We start from the raw sequence: 16,783 nt of genomic DNA on the forward strand, positions 1-16,783 counted from the left end.
GCTTGTCTGCAATTCATGCCGGCGTCCAGTCTCGGCAAGCACTGCTCAACCTCTGGGGGGGAAGGGGTCCTGGGACGACGCGTTGCGCTTCCGTGTCGTCTTCTGGCGATAGGCGGAGGGTGGTACACCGACTGCGCGCCGGAACGCCCGGCTGAAATTCGCCGAGTCGCTGAAGCCCAGGCGCAGCGCGATCTGTGCAACCGTGGCGCCCGAGTCCTGGAGCAACTCGCAGGCGCGCTCGAAGCGTACCTGATTGACGATCTCGCGAAAGCTAAAGTTCTCGCGACGAAGATGACGATCGATGGTGCGGCTCGACACGCGGTTCTGCGAAGCGATGCATTCCAGCGTGGGCGCTTCGCCTTCCGCCTGCCGGATCGTCATGCGGATGTAGTCCACCCATTCCCGGCTCGTGGCCGGCGGTCGCTGGCCCAGCGAGCCGCAACGCCGGTCGATGTCGCGCGCCAGATGGACGTCGGCGAACGGAAGCAGGTGCTCGAGGACCGCGGGGCCCATCACCACGCGCACGCCGGGCGGCGAGCGGTCCTCGAAATGGAAGCGTGTCGGGGCGAGGGCGTGGTAACGCGCCACGTGCGCGGGAGCGGGCATCGTGACGTACACGTCGTAGCTGCCGCCGGCGTTGCCCAGCATCAGGCGCACCTGGTTGTCGTGAGCGACCGCGATCGTCTCCAGGTAGAAGCGCAGCGTTTCCAGCGGCATCGCGATCGTCGGCGTGTACACGGTTTCGCCCCGCCCGCCGGGATCGCGGTGGTAGCGCATCGTGAACGTCTCGGTCATGAGGTGATAGTGGCGCGTCACCATCCGCATGACTTCGTCGATGTTGCGGCAGCTGAGCATGCCGTAGCCCAGCAGGTCGTGGGACGTCATCTTGATCAGGCGACCGAGCTCGAAGCCCAGGTCGCTGCGGCCGGTGAGGCGGCGCGCGTTGGCGATGAAGGCCTCCATCTCCGGGGGGTCGAGCGTCGCGTCGCGCCGGTCGAATTTCGCGGCGTCGATTCCTGCCATGCGCAGGATGGCGGCGGTATCGACAGCCTGCGAATTCAGCCAGTCGCGCAGGAGCACCAGGTAGCGAGCGGGAACCCTCCGCGCTGCATTCATGGTCGCCCCCCTTTGCCGGTTGATCTGTACCCGCACTTGTCGAGAAGTGACAGGCGGGTGTCGGTACGGAACATCGCCAGGCTTCAATTCCCCCGTTGACTATCAGGCTTCTTGCCTATCCCTGCGATGGTCGTGCCGGGGGATCAGCTGGAGATGCAGCCGCCGGCGAAATTCTAGCCAGCGGTCACCACTAGTGCCACTGGAGGGATTTCATGTACCACGAGCACGTCCAGACCGCGGTCATCGACGACGAGTCCTTGCCCTGGGTGCCCTTCGCGCCCTACACCAACGACGTCCAACTCAAGTATTTCAAGCTCGATCCGATCCGCGGCGAAATGATCGTGCTGATGAAGGCCCCGGCCGGCATGGAACTGCCGCGCCACCATCATTCCGGCACCGTCATCGTCTACACCATCGAGGGGCGCTGGAAGTACAAGGAGCACGACTGGATCGCCGGTCCCGGCAGCGTGGTGTTCGAAACCGCCGCGTCCAGCCATACGCCGGAGGCGGTGGGCAGCGAAGGCCACGTCGTCGTGCTGAACATCGTGGTGGGCGACCTGATCTTCCTCGATGCCAACGGCCAGGTGATGGCGATCGAGAACTGGAAGACCGGCCTGCAGCGTTACCTCGCCTACTGCGAGCAGGCAGGTATCACGCCGCGCGACCTGACCGCTTTCGGCTGACGGCGGGCATGTTCTCCAGCGTACGTCCGGGGTGGGTTCTGGTAACAGGCGCAGCCTCGGGCATCGGCCGCGCCACCGCGCTGGCGTTCGCGGATGCGGGCGCCAACCTGGTGCTGACGGACATCAATGCCGCGGCACTGCAGGAAGTGTTCGCGGAAGTGCAGGGGCGCGGGAGCGACTGCGTTGCGCGCCCCGCAGATGTTTCCAGTGACAGGGAGATGCGCGAGCTCGCCGCCTGGGTGCGTGCCGAGATTTCGGCTCCGGCACTGGACGTGCTCGTCAACAATGCGGGCATCGGCTACCTCGGCTCTTTCCTGGATACGCCGCCGGAAGCCTGGCAGCGGGTGTTGCAGGTCAACCTGCTGGGCGTGGTGAACGGTTGCCGCGCCTTCCTGCCGGACATGATCCGCGCAGGCGGGAAGCGGCGCATCGTCAATGTCGCATCGCTGGCGGGTCTGGTTGCCGCGCCCAACATCAGCGCTTATGCAGCGACCAAGCACGCCGTCGTCGGCCTGAGCGAAAGCCTCAGTCTCGAACTCCGGCTGAAGGGCGCGCAGGTGGGTATCACTACGGTCTGCCCCGGCATCATCAACACGCAGATCGCGAAGGTGCGCGCGAATGTCGCGACGACCATCGACGACGCGCAGTACGAACGCCTGACCGAGTACTACACCCGCCAGGGAGCCAATCCCGAAGTGGTCGCCGACGCCATCGTGCGCGCCGTGCGCAGCGGACGCGAACTGGTGCTGGTCGGTCCGTTCGCCAAACCCCTTTATTACCTGCGCTGCTTCTCCCGGAGGCTGGCGCAGCGGCTGGTGCTGCAGGACGCGCGAAGCGCCGGCTACGTCTGATCTCTCCCCACGCAAGGCTCCGCTAACACAAACCACAGGAGTTTCCGTGATCCACATGCAAGGTCTGCCGCGTCTTCCAAGAATCCATCGCCTGTCGCTTGGAGCGGCGCTCGCGCTGGCCGCCGTATCGGGCGCGCATGCAGCACAGATCGACACCGGCAACCCGGATGTCGTGGTGCGCTGGGACAACACCATCCGCTACAACCTCGGCGTGCGTACCGAAGGGCAGGACGACGCGATCCTGGCCAATCCGAACTACGACGACGGCGACCGCAATTTCGATCGCAACAGCCTGGTCGCCAATCGCCTGGACCTGCTCAGCGAATTCGATGTGACAGTCCGCGACAGCTTCGGCTTCCGCGTCAGTGGCACCGCCTGGTACGACCACGCCTACCACTCTCTGGACAACCGCAATGCCGCCACCGCCAACACGCTGGACGCGAACGGCACTCCGGTCGCCGGCAAGCTGTCGTCCTATGCCGACCGCTATGCGCGCGGCGCCTCGGGCGAGCTGCTGGATGCGTTCGTGTTCGCGCATGGCGATATCGGCGGCGTGCCGGTTAGCGTGCGCGCCGGTCGCCACACCGCGTACTGGGGCGAGAGCCTGTTCGGCGGCGGCGCGATCCATGGCATTTCCTATGGCCAGTATTCGCTCGACCTGTGGAAGGCACTCGCCACGCCTGGCATCGAGGCGAAGGAGCTGTTCCGCCCGCGCACGTCGCTGACGCTGCAGGTGCAGCCGACGCAGCAGCTCACCATCGGCATGCAGGCATTCTTCGACTGGGAGGAGGCGCGCTATCCGGAATCGGGCAGCTACCTGACGGTCAATGACGCGCTGCTGCGCGGCGGCGACTCACTGATCACCGGCCCCGGCCAGCGCCTGCTGGCGGGTGAAGTGCACGAGCCGGAAAAGCACGGCGACTGGGGCCTGATGGCGCGCTGGAGTCCGGACTGGCTGGGGGGCGGCACCACCGGCCTGTACGTGCGTCGCACCGCGGACATCCAGCCACAGCTGACGGTGACGCCGGCCGTGGCGACCGTGCCCGCCGCAGTGTGCAGCGCGGTCGGCCTGACGCCGCTGGCAGCCAATACCTGCTACATCAATCCCGGCGCGGCCAGCGTGCCGCAGATCCTCGCCGGGCAGCTCGGCCGCTACGACGTCCACTTCGGCCAGGACATCGACATCTACGGCTGGAGCCTGAGCAAGCAGGTCGGTTCGCTGAGCCTGGGCGCCGAGTTGAGCTATCGCCGCAACATGCCGCTGCAGAGCGTGCCGGTGACCGTGCTTCCCGCGCCGCTGGTCAATCGCGCCGCCGGCCAGATCGCCATCGACGACCTCGACGGCAACGCGCCCGGGGCGCGCGGCAACACGCTGCACGGCGTGGTGAACCTGCTCGGCCTCGTGTCCGAAACAGCGCTGTTCGACTCCGCGTCGTGGGGCGCCGAACTGGTGTGGAACCGCTGGGAAAAAGTCACGCACAACCCGGGCGCCTTCAAGGGTTCGGATGCGTATCGCAGCAATCCGGCGAACATCGATGCGGTCAGCAAGGACTACTTCGGCATCAACCTGACGTTTACGCCCACCTGGTACCAGGCGATGTCGGGCGTGGACCTGTCCATGCCGATCGCGTGGTCGGCGGGTCTGTCGGGCAATTCGGCCGTGCTGTCGGGCGGCAACGAGCAGGCGGGTTCCTTCTCGGTCGGCATCGCCGCCGACATCCAGGCCCGCCACAACGTGGCGCTGCGCTATGTCGGCTTCTACGGCGACTACACCCATACGGCGTCCGGCGCGATGAACGTGCCCAACGGCACCAACGCGGTGCTGTCGGATCGCGACCACGTGCTGCTGACCTACAAGACCACGTTCTGATCGAACCCGGAGACACGAAATGACCCAATTCCGATATCTGTGCGCCGGCCTCGTTGCGGCGCTGGCCTCCGGCAGTGCCCTGGCCGGCGTGAACGCCAGCGAAGCCCAGCAGCTGGGCACCACGCTGACCGCCGTTGGCGCGGAGAAGGCGGGCAACGCCGATGGCAGCATTCCCGCCTACACGGGCGGACTCACGCGCCCACCGGCGGGTTACAAGGCCGGCTCCGGCGTGCGCCCCGATCCCTGGGCCGGCGAGAAGCCGCTGTATTCGATCCGCGCGGTCGACATGGCCAAGTCCGCGAAATTCCTGACCGCCGGCGCGCAGGAAATGCTGCGTCGCTATCCCAAGACCATGCGCGTGGATGTCTATCCGACGCATCGCTCGATGGCGTTCCCGGACTTCGTGCTGGCCAACACCCGCAGGAATGCCGAATCGGTAAGTACCACCGACGGCGGCATGGGCCTGCAGGGCACGTACGCCGGCTTCCCGTTCCCCATTCCCAAAACCGGCCAGGAAGTGATGTGGAACCATCTGCTGCGCTTCAACGGATCGACGTACTTCACCAAGTACGACTCGATCAACGTGAATGCGGCGGGCAAGGCGGTACTGGCGACGACCGGCGAGATCTACGTCGACTATCCGTACTACGCACCGGAACGGAAGGGGCAGTCCGCGCCGAACGACATCTACTTCCGTACCAAGATCGCCTACACGGCGCCGGCACGTCGCGCGGGCGAAGCGCTGCTGGCGCAGGACTACATCAACCCGACGAAGTTCGGTCGCAAGGCGTGGCAGTACCTGCCGGGCCAGCGCCGGGTCAAGCTCGCGCCGGAAATCGCCTACGACACGCCCAATCCGGGCGCGATGGGCCGCTCGACCTACGACGAGGCGTGGGTGTTCAACGGCGCCATGGACCGCTACGACTGGAAGCTGCTGGGCAAGCGCGAAATGCTGATCCCGTACAACAGCTTCAGGCTGGTCTACGCCAAGGATCCGTACGCGGCGACCACGCCGGGTCACGTCAATCCCGACAACGTGCGCTGGGAACTGCATCGCGTGTGGGTGGTGGAAGCCACGCTGAAGCCGGGCAAGCGCCACATCTACGCCAAGCGCGTGTTCTACATCGACGAGGATTCGTGGATCGCCGTGGCTTCCGACCAGTACGACGCGCGCGGGCAGCTGTTCCGCTCCGGCTTCGTCTACACCAATCCATCGTATGACCTGCCGGCACCGTCGGCTTCGGCGCAGTCGTTCCACGACTTCGTCGGCGGCGGCTACAACATCACCGGCCTGCTGGGCGCCTACGACGTCGGCCTGAAGTTCATCAAGCCGCTGTCGAATTCGGCCTGGACGCCGGACGGCCTGGCGGGAGCAGGCATCCGGTGATCCCGATTCCGCGCCTTCAGATTGCCGTTGCGGCCGTTGCGGCCGTGGCGGCCGCCGGGTTGCTGTTTGCCGCGTCGCCCGCGACCACCACCGGATCGGATCCGCTCGACCGCCCGGCCCGCATCAGTCCGCTCGCCCCCCGAGCGCTGGTGACCGGTCTGGCGTCGGCGGGCGACCGGCTGGTGGCCGTGGGCCAGCGTGGCCACGTCCTGGTGTCCGAAGATGCCGGCACAACATGGGTGCAATCGAAGGTGCCGGTCTCGTCCGACCTCACCGCCGTGCAGTTCGTCGACGCGCGAGTCGGCCACGCCGTCGGACACGACGGCGTGGTGTTGCGCAGCGAGGACGGCGGACGCTCCTGGAAGCGAGTGCTCGACGGCCGGCAGGCGAACCGCCTGCTGGTGGACCACATGCAGCAGCGAGTTGCGGCCGATCCGTCCGACGCCAACCAGGCGCTGCTGGACGAAGCCAGGCGCAATGCCGGGCTCGGCCCGGACAAACCCTTTCTCGATGTGTGGTTCGACAGCGCCGACGAAGGCTTCGTCGTCGGCGCCTACAACCTGATCTTCCACACGGCCGACGGCGGGCGCAGCTGGCAGCCGTGGTTCGATCGCACCGACAACCCGCGCCTGTTCAACCTGTATGCGATCCGGCCGGTCGGCGGCACGCTGGTCATCGCGGGCGAGGGCGGCCTGCTGCTGCGACTCGATGCGGAACAGCAACGTTTCATCGCGCTGCCATCGCCGTACGAGGGCAGCTGGTTCGGCCTCGTCGCCACGCAGGACAACCTGCTCGCATTCGGCATGCGCGGCAACGTCTGGCTGAGCGCCGATCGCGGCGACACGTGGCAGCAGGTCGATTCCGGCCTGCGCGCCAGCATCACGGCCGGCGTGCGCACCGGTGACGGCCAGATCTGGCTTGCCGACCAGAGCGGAGCGGTCGCCTCCAGCACGGATGGCGGATACAGCCTCCACGCGCAGCCGCTGGCAGCGGCGCTGCCGGCCGCAGCGCTGGCGCTGCAAGGCCCGGCAATCGTGCTGGGCGGCCCGCGCGGCCTGCAGCGTTTCGACAGCGAAGGGGCCCGATGAGCATCAAGCCAAACGAACACGACACCATGCCCGTGGTGCGCTCGCTGGAAGACTTCCCGCGCAACTCCGGCAACCTGCTCGAACGGCTGGTGTTCAACCATCGCCTCGCGTTGCTGGTGTTCACCGCGCTGCTGACGATCGCACTCGGCTTCATGGCGACAGGAGTCAAGCTCAACGCCAGTTTTGTGAAGATGATCCCCGTCGATCATCCGTACATCCAGAACTTCCTCTCCAACCGCGACGAACTGCGCGGCATGGGCAACACGCTGCGCATCGTGGTGGAGAACCCGGATGGCGACATCTTCGATGCGCGCTACCTCGAGACGCTGCGGCAGATCAACGAGGAGCTGTTTCTGACCCAGGGCGTCGACCGCGCGTGGGTGAAGTCGCTGTGGTCGCCCGCGGTGCGCTGGACCGAGGTCACCGAGGAAGGATTCCAGGGCGGCCCGGTGATGCCCGACACCTACGACGGTTCGTCGGAAAGCATCGAGCAGCTGCGCCTGAACATCACCCGCGGGGGGCTGGTGGGCAACCTGGTCGCGGGCGACCTTAAGTCCAGTGCCATCGTGCTGCCGCTGCTGGAGCAGGATGCGGAAGGGCGCCGGCTGGACTATCGCGCGCTGTCGACGGCGGTCGAGAAGATCCGCAGCCGCTACGAGGGCGGCGCGCAGGACGGCAAGTCGCGTGCGGTCCGCATCCACATCGTCGGCTTCGCCAAGATCGTCGGCGACCTGATCGCCGGCCTGCTCAACGTGATGGCGTACTTCCTCGCGGCGATCCTGATCGCGGCGACGCTGCTGTACTGGTACACGCGTTGCGTGCGCAGCACGGTGCTGGTGCTGGCGTGCTCGCTGCTCGCGGTGCTGTGGCAGTGCGGGCTGGTCGCGCTGGCCGGTCTGGAAATCGATCCGTACTCGATGCTGGTGCCGTTCCTGATCTTCGCCATCGGCGTGAGCCATGGCGCGCAGAAGATGAACGGCATCATGCAGGACATCGGTCGCGGCACCCATCGCCTGGTGGCCGCACGCTACACGTTCCGGCGCCTGTTCCTGCCCGGCGTGACCGCGCTGCTCAGCGACGCGGCGGGTTTCGCGCTGCTGGTACTGATCCCGATCCCGGTCATCCGCGAACTCGCGTTGACCGCCAGCCTGGGCTTCGCGGCGCTGGTGTTCACCAACCTGTTGCTGCTGCCGGTGCTGCTCAGCCATGTCGGCGTCGGCGCCAAGGCCGCGCAACGCAGCCTGGAAGTGGAAGGGCGCGACGCGCTCGGCGAAACGGGCCGCATCTGGCGCTGGCTGGGCTATTTCGCCGAACGCCGGCGCTGGGCGGCTGCGGCACTCGCCGTGGCGGCCGTGCTGGGCGCGGGCGGCTACCTGGTGAGCCTGCGGCTGCAGACGGGCGATCTCGATCCGGGCGCTCCGGAACTGCGCGCCGATTCGCGCTACAACCGCGACAACGACTACATCACACGCCACTACGGGCTGACCAGCGACGTGTTCGCGGTAATCGTGAAGACGCCGCCGGAAGGCTGCCTCAGGTACGACACGCTCGTCCACGTCGATCGCCTCGCGTGGGAACTGAAGCAGGTGCCGCAGGTGCAGGCCACGCTAGGGCTGACCGACGTCGTTCGGCAAATCACCGCGGGTTCGTTCGAAGGCAATCCGAAGTGGCTGACCATCAGCCGCAACCAGGACATCCTCAATTACGGCGCGCAACAGGCCTCGGTGAACAACCCCGAGCTGTTCAACACCGATTGCTCGGTAATGCCGCTGATCGCCTTCCTGTCGGACCACAAGGCCACGACGCTGCAGGACACGCTGGGCACCGTCGAGCGCTTCATCAAGGAGAATCCGACGGACGCGGCGAAACTGCAGGTGCTGCCGGTCGCGGGATCGGCGGGCATCGAAGCGATCACGAACATCGTCGTGCACAAGGCCAACCGCAGCATCCTGTTCTACGTGTACGCCACGGTGATCGTCCTGTGCCTGGTGACGTTCCGCTCGTGGCGTGCGGTGATTGTCGCCGTCGTGCCGCTCGCGCTGACCTCGATCCTGTGCGAAGCGCTGATGGTGTGGCTTGGCATCGGCGTCAAGGTGGCGACGCTGCCGGTGATCGCGACGGGTGTAGGCATCGGGGTCGATTACGCGCTCTATCTGCTGTCGGTGCAGCTCGCGGGGCAGCGTCGCGGCCTCGACCTGGCGCAGGCCTGTCGCGAAGCGCTGCGCTTCACCGGCCGCGTGGTCGCGCTGGTCGGCGTGACGCTGGCCGCTGGCGTGGTGACCTGGGCCTTCTCGCCGATCAAGTTCCAGGCGGACATGGGCGTGCTACTCACCTTCATGTTCCTGCTCAACATGGTCGGTGCGCTGGTGCTCATCCCGGCGCTGTCCCATTTTCTGCTCGACGAACGGTTCCGGTCGGCGTCCGAAGCCGAACGCCCGCCGGGCGGTCTCGCGGCAGCCTTCCCCGAAGCGACATGAGGTGCCAATGATCCATGGCCTGATGATGCAGCAGCCCCTGCTGATCTCGTCTCTGCTGCGCCATGCTGAACGTCACCACGGCGAAGGCGAGATCGTCTCGCGTCGCGTCGAAGGCGACATCCACCGGTACACCTACCGTGATCTTGCCGCACGCGCGCGACGCATGGCCAAGGCAATGGCCGCGCTCGGGATCGGCGACGGCGACCGCGTCGGCACTCTGGCGTGGAACGGCTACCGCCACATGGAGCTGTACTACGCCGTGTCCGGCATGGGCGCGGTCCTGCACACACTCAACCCGCGGCTCCATCCCGACCAGCTGGCCTGGATCGTGGACAACGCGCAGGACCAGGTGCTGTGTTTCGATCTCACCTTCCTGCCGCTGGTCGAAGCGGTGGCCGGGCGGCTCGGCAGCGTCCGCCATTTCGTGCTGATGAGCGATCGCGCGCACATGCCCGATGAAACGCGCATCCCCGGACTGCTTTGCTATGAAGACCTGTGCATCGCCCAGGACGATGGCTACGAGTGGCCCGAGTTCGACGAGAACCGCGCGTCATCGCTTTGCTACACCTCCGGCACGACGGGCAATCCCAAGGGCGTGCTTTACAGCCACCGCTCGACCGTCCTGCACACCATGGCGGGCGCGCTACCGGATGTCCTGTGCATGTCCGCGCGGGAGGCGGTGCTGCCGGTAGTACCGATGTTCCACGTCAACGCGTGGGGCATCCCGTACATGGCATGCATGGTCGGGGCGAAGCTGGTGTTCCCCGGCCCGGCGCTGGACGGAAAGTCTCTGTATGACCTCTTCGAGGCCGAAGCGGTGACGCTGGCGGCCGGCGTGCCGACTGTCTGGCAGGCGCTGCTGGCGCATGTCGAAAGCAATGGCCTGCGCTTCTCGACTTTGTGTCGCACCATCATCGGCGGGGCAGCGTGCCCGCCTTCGATGATCGATGCGTTCCAGAGTCGCCATGGCGTGGAAGTGCTGCACGCCTGGGGCATGACCGAGCTCAGCCCGATCGGCACCGCTTGTTCGCTCAAGCCGGAACTGGCGGCGCTCGGCAGTGAGCAGCGCCTCGCCGTGCAGGCCAAACAGGGGCGCGCGCTGTTCGGCGTGGACATGAAGATCGTCGATGCCGACGGCGACGAGCTCGCGTGGGACGGCAAGGCGGCCGGCGAGTTGATGGTGCGCGGGCACTGGGTAGTGGCGCAGTACCAGAGCGGCGCCGATCCCTGCGTGGATGGCTGGTTCCCCACCGGCGACGTGAGCACGATCGACGCGCACGGGTACATGCAGATCACCGACCGCGCGAAGGACGTGATCAAGTCTGGTGGCGAGTGGATCGGGTCGATCGACCTGGAGAACATTGCCATGGCGCATCCGAAGGTGGCGATGGCCGCGTGCATCGGCGTTCCCCATCCGAAATGGGACGAGCGGCCGCTGCTGGTGGTCGTGCCGCGCCCGGGTGAGACGCTCGGGCGCGAGGAACTGCTGCGCCACTTCGACGGCAAGGTCGCTCGCTGGTGGATACCCGACGACGTGGTGTTCGTCGACGCGATCCCGCTGGGCGCGACTGGAAAGATGCAGAAGAACCGTCTCCGCGAGCAGTTCCGCAAACACCTGATTCCCACTGCCTGAGGTATTCCCGTGGCGGATTATTGCGCGCCGTTGTGCGACATGCGCTTCCTGCTCAACGACGTTTTCCGGATTCCGTCCCGTTACGCGGAGCTTCCCAAACTCGCGGGAATCCTGGATGACGGCATAGCTGATGCCATCCTGGAAGAAGCCGGCCGGATCACGGCTGCCGTCGTAGCGCCGTTGAACCGTAGCGGCGACGAAGAGGGTTGCAGTTGGCAGGACGGCAAGGTCACCACTCCCGCCGGCTTTCCAGAGGCATATCGCGCCTATGCGCAGGGGGGATGGCCAGGCGTCGGCGGCGATCCGGCATTCGGCGGCATGGGCATGCCCAAGGTCATCGCCGCGCAGATCGAGGAGATGGTCAACGCCGCCAACCTGTCGTTCGGCCTGTACCCGATGTTGACCGCTGGCGCCTGCCTGGCGATCCACATGCACGGCAGCGAAGCACTGAAACAGGCCTACCTGCCGCCGATGCACGAAGGGCGCTGGAGCGGTTCGATGTGCCTGACCGAGCCACAGGCAGGCACCGAGCTGGGTCTCATCAAGACCCGCGCCGAACCCGGCGCAGATGCTGCATTCAGGCTATACGGCACCAAGATCTTCATCACCGGCGGCGAGCACGACCTCACCGAGAACATCGTCCATCTGGTGCTCGCGCGACTGCCCGATGCGCCGCCGGGCCCGAAGGGCATCTCGCTTTTCCTCGTGCCCAAGTTCCTCGTCGACGCGGACGGACGCGTGGGCGAACGCAATGCCGTGTCGTGCGGGTCCATCGAACACAAGATGGGCATCAAGGCCTCCAGCACCTGTGTGATGAACTTCGACGGCGCGACCGGCTATCTCGTCGGCGAGCCGCACCGCGGCCTCGCGGCGATGTTCACCATGATGAATTACGAGCGCCTCGGTGTCGGCATACAGGGACTGGCGCTGGGCGAACGCTCCTACCAGACCGCGCTGGCGTACGCGCGCGAACGCGTGCAGGGCAAGGGCCCGGGCGGCGCGACGGCGGGGAAGGGCGCCGATCCGATCCTCGTGCATCCGGACGTGCGCCGGATGCTGCTCACGATGAAGGCGCTGAACGAAGGCGGCCGCGCATTCTCCACCTATGTCGCCACGCAACTGGACATCGCGCGTTACGGCAGCGATGCGGCGCTGCGCGAACGCGCCGAATCGCTGGTCGCGCTGCTGACACCGGTGGTCAAGGCGTTCCTGACCGACATGGGGCTGGAAACCACGGTGCACGGGCAGCAGGTGCTCGGCGGACACGGCTACGTCCGCGAATGGGGACAGGAGCAGCTGGTCCGCGACTGCCGCATCACCCAGATCTACGAAGGCACCAACGGCATCCAGGCGCTCGATCTGCTCGCACGCAAGGTGGGCGGCAGTGCGGGTGCGTTGTGCTCGTTGTTCACCGCCGAGATCCGCGGCTTCGTCGATGCCGATGCCGATGGTCTGGCGGAGTTCGCCGATCCCCTGATCGAAGCCGTGCAGCAACTGGAAGAACTCACCACCTGGCTGCTGGAGCAGGCACGGACCGATCCGGATGCGCTGGGGGCGGCGTCGGTCGAGTACCTGCATGTCTTCGGCTACACCGCGTATGCGTACATGTGGGCGCGCATGGCGCGCACCGCGCTCGACCTTCAGGGACAGGATGAATTCGCCAGCGCCAAGCTGGCCACCGCACGGTTCTACTTCGCGCGTTTGCTGCCGCGCACGGCTTCGCTGATCGCCTCGATCCGCAGCGGCAGCGGCAGCCTGAAAGTGGACGAAGCCTGGTTCTGAGGGAGATCGCGCCCATGACCCACTCCGAACGCGCGCGTGGCTGGCGCGATCCCCTGATCCAGTTCCTGCTCATCGGCGCGCTGCTGTTCGTCGCCGACCATGCGTTCGGCACGGGTGCGTCGTCGGCGCGGCGCATCGTACTTGGCAGCAGCGACATCGGGCAGCTGAAGCAGATCTATCTGCAGCAATGGCAGCGCGAACCCGATGCGCAACAGCTGCAGGCGCTGATCGAGGCGCGCGTGCGCGAGGAAATCCTCTATCGCGAAGCGGTGGCACGTGGGCTGGATCAGGACGACGTGATCGTGCGGCGCCGGCTGGCGCAGAAGATGGACTACCTGGCGCAGCAGGACATCGCGGCGCCGACCGATGACGAATTGCGCGCGTGGCTGCGCGCGCATCGGGACCGCTACAGCGAACCGGCGACCTATGACATCGAGCAGGTGTATTTCGGGGAAGGCGAGCAGGGGCGCGCCCGCGCGGCGAACGCGCTGCCGGCCCTGCTTGACGGGCGGGACGTGGCCGGCGCGGCGTCGATGCTGCCGCGCCTGCAGCCGGGTGTGGATGGCGAACAACTCGCGCAGCGATACGGGAATGCATTTGCGGAGGCGGTGAGCACTGCGAAGCAGATGCAGTGGACCGGGCCGGTCGAATCGGCCATCGGGTTCCATCTGCTGCGCGTCACCGCGACGCAGCGCAAAGTTCCGGACTTCGACGAGCTGCGCGACCGGCTGCGCAACGACGTATCGCGCGAACGGATGGACGCCGCCCGCGATCGCGCCTACGCCGAACTGCGCGCGCAATACCAGGTGCGCGTGGACGGGCGCATGCAACCGCCGGTGGCGCCGTGATGAACTTGCGGCCGTGGCTCGGGGCGGGGCTGATGCTGCTGGCGTGTCTCGCCGGTGGCGCGGCCCGCGCGCACGAGGTCATGCCGGCCTCGCTCGAGGTCAACGAAACCACGACCGGTACCTTTGCGGTCCGGTGGCGTATTCCCGCGCAGCAGGGCGTCGCTCCGCGCATACAGCCGCGGTTTCCCGACGATTGCACGGCGCTGGCCGCGCCACACATCGAGTTCCTGCCGGGAGCGCGGCTCGCGGAATGGACCCTGTCCTGCAATCGGGCGCTGCGCGACGGCGCGGTCATCGCATTCGAAGGGCAGGAGCTCACGCTGATCGATGTGCTCGTACGCATCGCCTATGCGGACGGCACGCATTACACGGCGATCACCCATCCGCAGCAGCCGATGGTGACACCGGCGCCGCCCTCACAATCGGCGCCGGGCGTGCCGGCGTACGCGCGGCTGGGCGTCGAGCACATCCTCGGGGGCGTCGACCACCTCCTGTTCGTCGCCTGCCTGGTGTTGCTGGTGCCAGGGTGGTGGCCACTGCTGCGGACGATCACCGCCTTCACGCTGGCCCACAGCCTGACGCTCGCGCTTTCGACGCTGGGCGTGGTGCAACTGCCCACGCGCGCGGTGGAAGCCTCCATCGCGCTGTCCATCCTGTATTGCGCGGCGACGCTGGCGCGGAACGGCATGCAGGCCGGCGCACGCAGCGGGCCGGCATGGCGCATGGCCTTTGTCTTCGGCCTGTTGCACGGCTTCGGGTTCGCGGGTGCGCTCGCGCAGATCGGTTTGCCGCAGGACGACATTCCCGCCGCGCTGCTGATGTTCAACGTGGGCGTGGAAATAGGACAGTTGTTGTTCGTGGCCTTGCTGCTCGCTGCGATCGCCCTGCTGCGCCGGCTGCGTTCCGCGTGGCCGCGGTGGCTGGCCGCCATGCCGGTGTACGCGATCGGCGGGGTAGCGGCGTGCTGGTGGTGGCAGCGCGCCATTTCGATATTCCAGTAGGGGGAGTGAGATGAAGAAGGTTCTCCGTTGGCTGGTGTTGCTCGCCGGATTGCTGCTGGCGCTGGCCGCGCTGGCGCTGTTCGCCAGCTATCGCGCCGCCCGACCGGTGCCCGCCCGGGCGATCGTTCCGGCACCCGTCCCCGCCGCTGACCGGCCCGCACCCAACCCGCTGCGCAACGCCTACTTCGGCGAGCTGCACATGCACAGCAGCTACTCGATGGATGCGCATCTGTTCGGCACCAGCAACGATCCGCGCACCGCGTACCGCTTCGCGCAGGGACAGGAGATCGAGTTGCCAGCGCACGGGCTGCGCCAACGTATAGTCGAGCCGCTGGACTTCGCCGCCGTCACCGACCATGCCGAGGGTCTGGGCCTGTATGCGCAATGCACCGAGAAGCGGCGGGAGTCGTTCTGGAGCGCGGACTGCGCCGGCATGCGCCTGCGCCTGCTGCTGTTCTATCCGCGCCTGTTCAAGGCACTGGTGCAGAGCGGCGACGAGCACGGCCATTACCCGGTCGGTGCCTGCGGCGAAGACGGCCGCCTGTGCATCGAGGCCGCCGGTTCGGTCTGGAACGACATCCGCAGCGCAGCCAACGAGTTCTATCGCCCGGGTCGCTTCACCACGCTGATCGGCTTCGAGTACAGCCCGACCCTGGTCGACGGCGGGATGCTGCATCGGAACGTGATCTTCCGGAACGACAAGGTGCCGGACGAAGTGTTCTCCGCTGCCGATGGCTTCGCCGAAGACCTGATGCGATGGCTCGACGTGCAGTGCAAGGACGAATGCCGCGCGCTGTCGATCCCGCACAACCCCAACTTTTCCTGGGGACTGATGTTCGGCGAACGCAACAGCGATGCGTCGCCCGTGTCGCGCGAGACCCTGGCGCTGCGTGCACGCTACGAGCGGCTGGTCGAGATCTTCCAGATCAAGGGCAGCTCGGAATGCGCGCGCGGCGTGGGCAACAACGACGAGCAATGCGGCTTCGAGAACCTGTGGCCGGCATGCACGGCCGAACAGCAGGCGATCGATCCCGCGACGGGCCAGCACGCCACCCACTGCGTCGGTCCCAACGACATGGTGCGCGGCGTCCTGCGTCGCGGCCTGCTGGAACGCGAGCGGCTGGGCTTCAATCCGTTCCAGCTGGGCATCGTGTCCGGCACGGACAACCACAACGGCGCGCCGGGCGATACCAGCGAGGACCGCTACAAGGGCCACGCCGGTTCCAACGACGACACGCCGCAGGCGCGCCTGGGGCTAGACCGTTCGCTGGCGATGAAAACGCTCGGCTTCACCGGTTCGGAGATGAACCCGGGCGGCCTCACTGGCGTGTGGGCCACCGAGAACACGCGCGAAGCGATCTGGGATGCGCTGTACCGGCGCGAGACCTGGGGCACCAGCGGCAGCCGGATCCGCGTGCGCATGTTCGCGGGCTACGACTTCGCGCCCGACCTGCATGCATCGACGGACTGGCTGGAACAGGCGAATGCGGAAGGCATCCCGATGGGCGGAGAACTTCCGCCCGCCGCGCCGGGAGAGGCGCCGCGCCTGCTGATCCGCGCCATGCGCGATCCGCATTCGGCGCCGCTGCAGAAGCTGCAGGTCGTCAAGGGCTGGTCGGTCGGCGGCGAGACGTTCGAGGAGGTCTACGACGTCGCCTGTTCCGATGGCCTGCAACCGGATGCCGCCACGCACCGTTGCCCGGACAACGGCGCGCGCGTGGATCTGCGCGACTGCAGCATCAGCGCCGATCGTGGCGCCGCGGAACTGGCGACGACGTGGACCGATCCGGACTTCGATCCGTCACGCGCGGCGTTCTACTACATCCGCGTGCTGGAGAATCCCGTGTGCCGCTACAGCCAGCGCGATGCTCTGGCGAGCGGACTGCCGCATCCGGCGGGCTTCTCGCAGACCGTGCAGGAACGCGCCTGGACCTCGCCCGTCTGGTACTACCCGCAGACGCTGGCGCAGTAGGGACTACGGCCTGATCGATGCCGCAACGTGCGGCCGATTCGTCAACAGCGTGATGAATCCGGCACGGCCGCGAGC

12 protein-coding genes are annotated in these 16,783 nt (G+C 66.9%); 11 read left to right on the forward strand and 1 reads right to left on the reverse strand.

Going from position 1 to position 16,783, the window contains the following annotated elements; all coding sequences use genetic code 11:
- Positions 1 to 45: 45 nt before the first annotated feature.
- On the reverse strand, positions 46 to 1,116 hold the full coding sequence (locus tag ACFPN1_RS03005; RefSeq protein WP_386752862.1) for a helix-turn-helix domain-containing protein: 1,071 nt from the start codon (positions 1,114 to 1,116) through the stop codon (positions 46 to 48).
- A 212-nt stretch (positions 1,117 to 1,328) separates the two neighbouring features.
- On the opposite strand from ACFPN1_RS03005, the gene ACFPN1_RS03010 reads away from it, so the two are divergent.
- Genes ACFPN1_RS03010 through ACFPN1_RS03060 form a run of 11 tightly spaced genes read left to right on the forward strand, consistent with a single transcriptional unit; the run spans position 1,329 to position 16,708 of the window.
- On the forward strand, positions 1,329 to 1,799 hold the full coding sequence (locus tag ACFPN1_RS03010) for a 2,4'-dihydroxyacetophenone dioxygenase family protein (protein ID WP_386752863.1): 471 nt from the start codon (positions 1,329 to 1,331) through the stop codon (positions 1,797 to 1,799).
- An 8-nt stretch (positions 1,800 to 1,807) separates the two neighbouring features.
- Positions 1,808 to 2,650, forward strand: a complete 843-nt coding sequence (locus ACFPN1_RS03015) for an SDR family NAD(P)-dependent oxidoreductase (RefSeq protein WP_386752864.1) — start codon at positions 1,808 to 1,810, stop codon at positions 2,648 to 2,650.
- A 55-nt stretch (positions 2,651 to 2,705) separates the two neighbouring features.
- Entirely contained in the window at positions 2,706 to 4,520 is a 1,815-nt protein-coding gene (locus ACFPN1_RS03020) for a DUF1302 domain-containing protein (RefSeq protein ID WP_386754017.1), read from the forward strand.
- A 19-nt stretch (positions 4,521 to 4,539) separates the two neighbouring features.
- Positions 4,540 to 5,907 (forward strand): DUF1329 domain-containing protein, encoded by a 1,368-nt coding sequence (locus ACFPN1_RS03025; RefSeq protein WP_386752867.1) that lies wholly within the window; start codon positions 4,540 to 4,542, stop codon positions 5,905 to 5,907.
- Complete coding sequence (locus ACFPN1_RS03030) at positions 5,904 to 6,995, forward strand: WD40/YVTN/BNR-like repeat-containing protein (RefSeq protein ID WP_386752869.1); 1,092 nt, start codon at positions 5,904 to 5,906, stop codon at positions 6,993 to 6,995. The genes ACFPN1_RS03025 and ACFPN1_RS03030 overlap by 4 nt, the downstream gene beginning before the upstream one ends.
- On the forward strand, positions 6,992 to 9,472 hold the full coding sequence (locus ACFPN1_RS03035) for an efflux RND transporter permease subunit (protein ID WP_386752870.1): 2,481 nt from the start codon (positions 6,992 to 6,994) through the stop codon (positions 9,470 to 9,472). Before ACFPN1_RS03030 ends, ACFPN1_RS03035 begins: the two co-directional genes overlap by 4 nt.
- Before the next feature lie 7 nt (positions 9,473 to 9,479).
- Positions 9,480 to 11,105 carry a 3-(methylthio)propionyl-CoA ligase gene (locus tag ACFPN1_RS03040; RefSeq protein WP_386752872.1) on the forward strand — a complete coding sequence of 542 codons (1,626 nt, stop codon included), beginning with the start codon at positions 9,480 to 9,482 and terminating at the stop codon, positions 11,103 to 11,105.
- Positions 11,106 to 11,114: 9 nt separating this feature from the next.
- Positions 11,115 to 12,887, forward strand: a complete 1,773-nt coding sequence (locus ACFPN1_RS03045) for an acyl-CoA dehydrogenase C-terminal domain-containing protein (RefSeq protein WP_386752874.1) — start codon at positions 11,115 to 11,117, stop codon at positions 12,885 to 12,887.
- Positions 12,888 to 12,901: 14 nt separating this feature from the next.
- Positions 12,902 to 13,735 (forward strand): peptidyl-prolyl cis-trans isomerase, encoded by an 834-nt coding sequence (locus ACFPN1_RS03050; protein ID WP_386752876.1) that lies wholly within the window; start codon positions 12,902 to 12,904, stop codon positions 13,733 to 13,735.
- Positions 13,735 to 14,736: a HupE/UreJ family protein gene (locus tag ACFPN1_RS03055; RefSeq protein WP_386752878.1), complete on the forward strand. Its 1,002-nt coding sequence runs from the start codon at positions 13,735 to 13,737 to the stop codon at positions 14,734 to 14,736. Before ACFPN1_RS03050 ends, ACFPN1_RS03055 begins: the two co-directional genes overlap by 1 nt.
- Positions 14,737 to 14,746: 10 nt before the next feature.
- Positions 14,747 to 16,708: a DUF3604 domain-containing protein gene (locus tag ACFPN1_RS03060; protein WP_386752880.1), complete on the forward strand. Its 1,962-nt coding sequence runs from the start codon at positions 14,747 to 14,749 to the stop codon at positions 16,706 to 16,708.
- Positions 16,709 to 16,783 lie beyond the last annotated feature (75 nt).

Origin of the sequence: Lysobacter yangpyeongensis (genome assembly GCF_042655745.1) — a bacterium.
GTDB classification, from domain to species: Bacteria; Pseudomonadota; Gammaproteobacteria; order Xanthomonadales; family Xanthomonadaceae; genus Agrilutibacter; species Agrilutibacter yangpyeongensis.

Excerpts from the sequence above, each read along its gene's own strand:
- ACFPN1_RS03025 (WP_386752867.1), top strand. The coding sequence starts at position 4,540 with ATGACCCAATTCCGATATCTGTGCGCCGGCCTCGTTGCGGCGCTGGCC.
- ACFPN1_RS03060 (WP_386752880.1), top strand. The coding sequence starts at position 14,747 with ATGAAGAAGGTTCTCCGTTGGCTGGTGTTGCTCGCCGGATTGCTGCTG.
- ACFPN1_RS03050 (WP_386752876.1), top strand. The coding sequence starts at position 12,902 with ATGACCCACTCCGAACGCGCGCGTGGCTGGCGCGATCCCCTGATCCAG.
- ACFPN1_RS03020 (WP_386754017.1), top strand. The coding sequence starts at position 2,706 with ATGCAAGGTCTGCCGCGTCTTCCAAGAATCCATCGCCTGTCGCTTGGA.
- ACFPN1_RS03055 (WP_386752878.1), top strand. The coding sequence starts at position 13,735 with ATGAACTTGCGGCCGTGGCTCGGGGCGGGGCTGATGCTGCTGGCGTGT.
- ACFPN1_RS03005 (WP_386752862.1), bottom strand. The coding sequence starts at position 1,116 with ATGAATGCAGCGCGGAGGGTTCCCGCTCGCTACCTGGTGCTCCTGCGC.
- ACFPN1_RS03040 (WP_386752872.1), top strand. The coding sequence starts at position 9,480 with ATGATCCATGGCCTGATGATGCAGCAGCCCCTGCTGATCTCGTCTCTG.
- ACFPN1_RS03035 (WP_386752870.1), top strand. The coding sequence starts at position 6,992 with ATGAGCATCAAGCCAAACGAACACGACACCATGCCCGTGGTGCGCTCG.
- ACFPN1_RS03010 (WP_386752863.1), top strand. The coding sequence starts at position 1,329 with ATGTACCACGAGCACGTCCAGACCGCGGTCATCGACGACGAGTCCTTG.
- ACFPN1_RS03015 (WP_386752864.1), top strand. The coding sequence starts at position 1,808 with ATGTTCTCCAGCGTACGTCCGGGGTGGGTTCTGGTAACAGGCGCAGCC.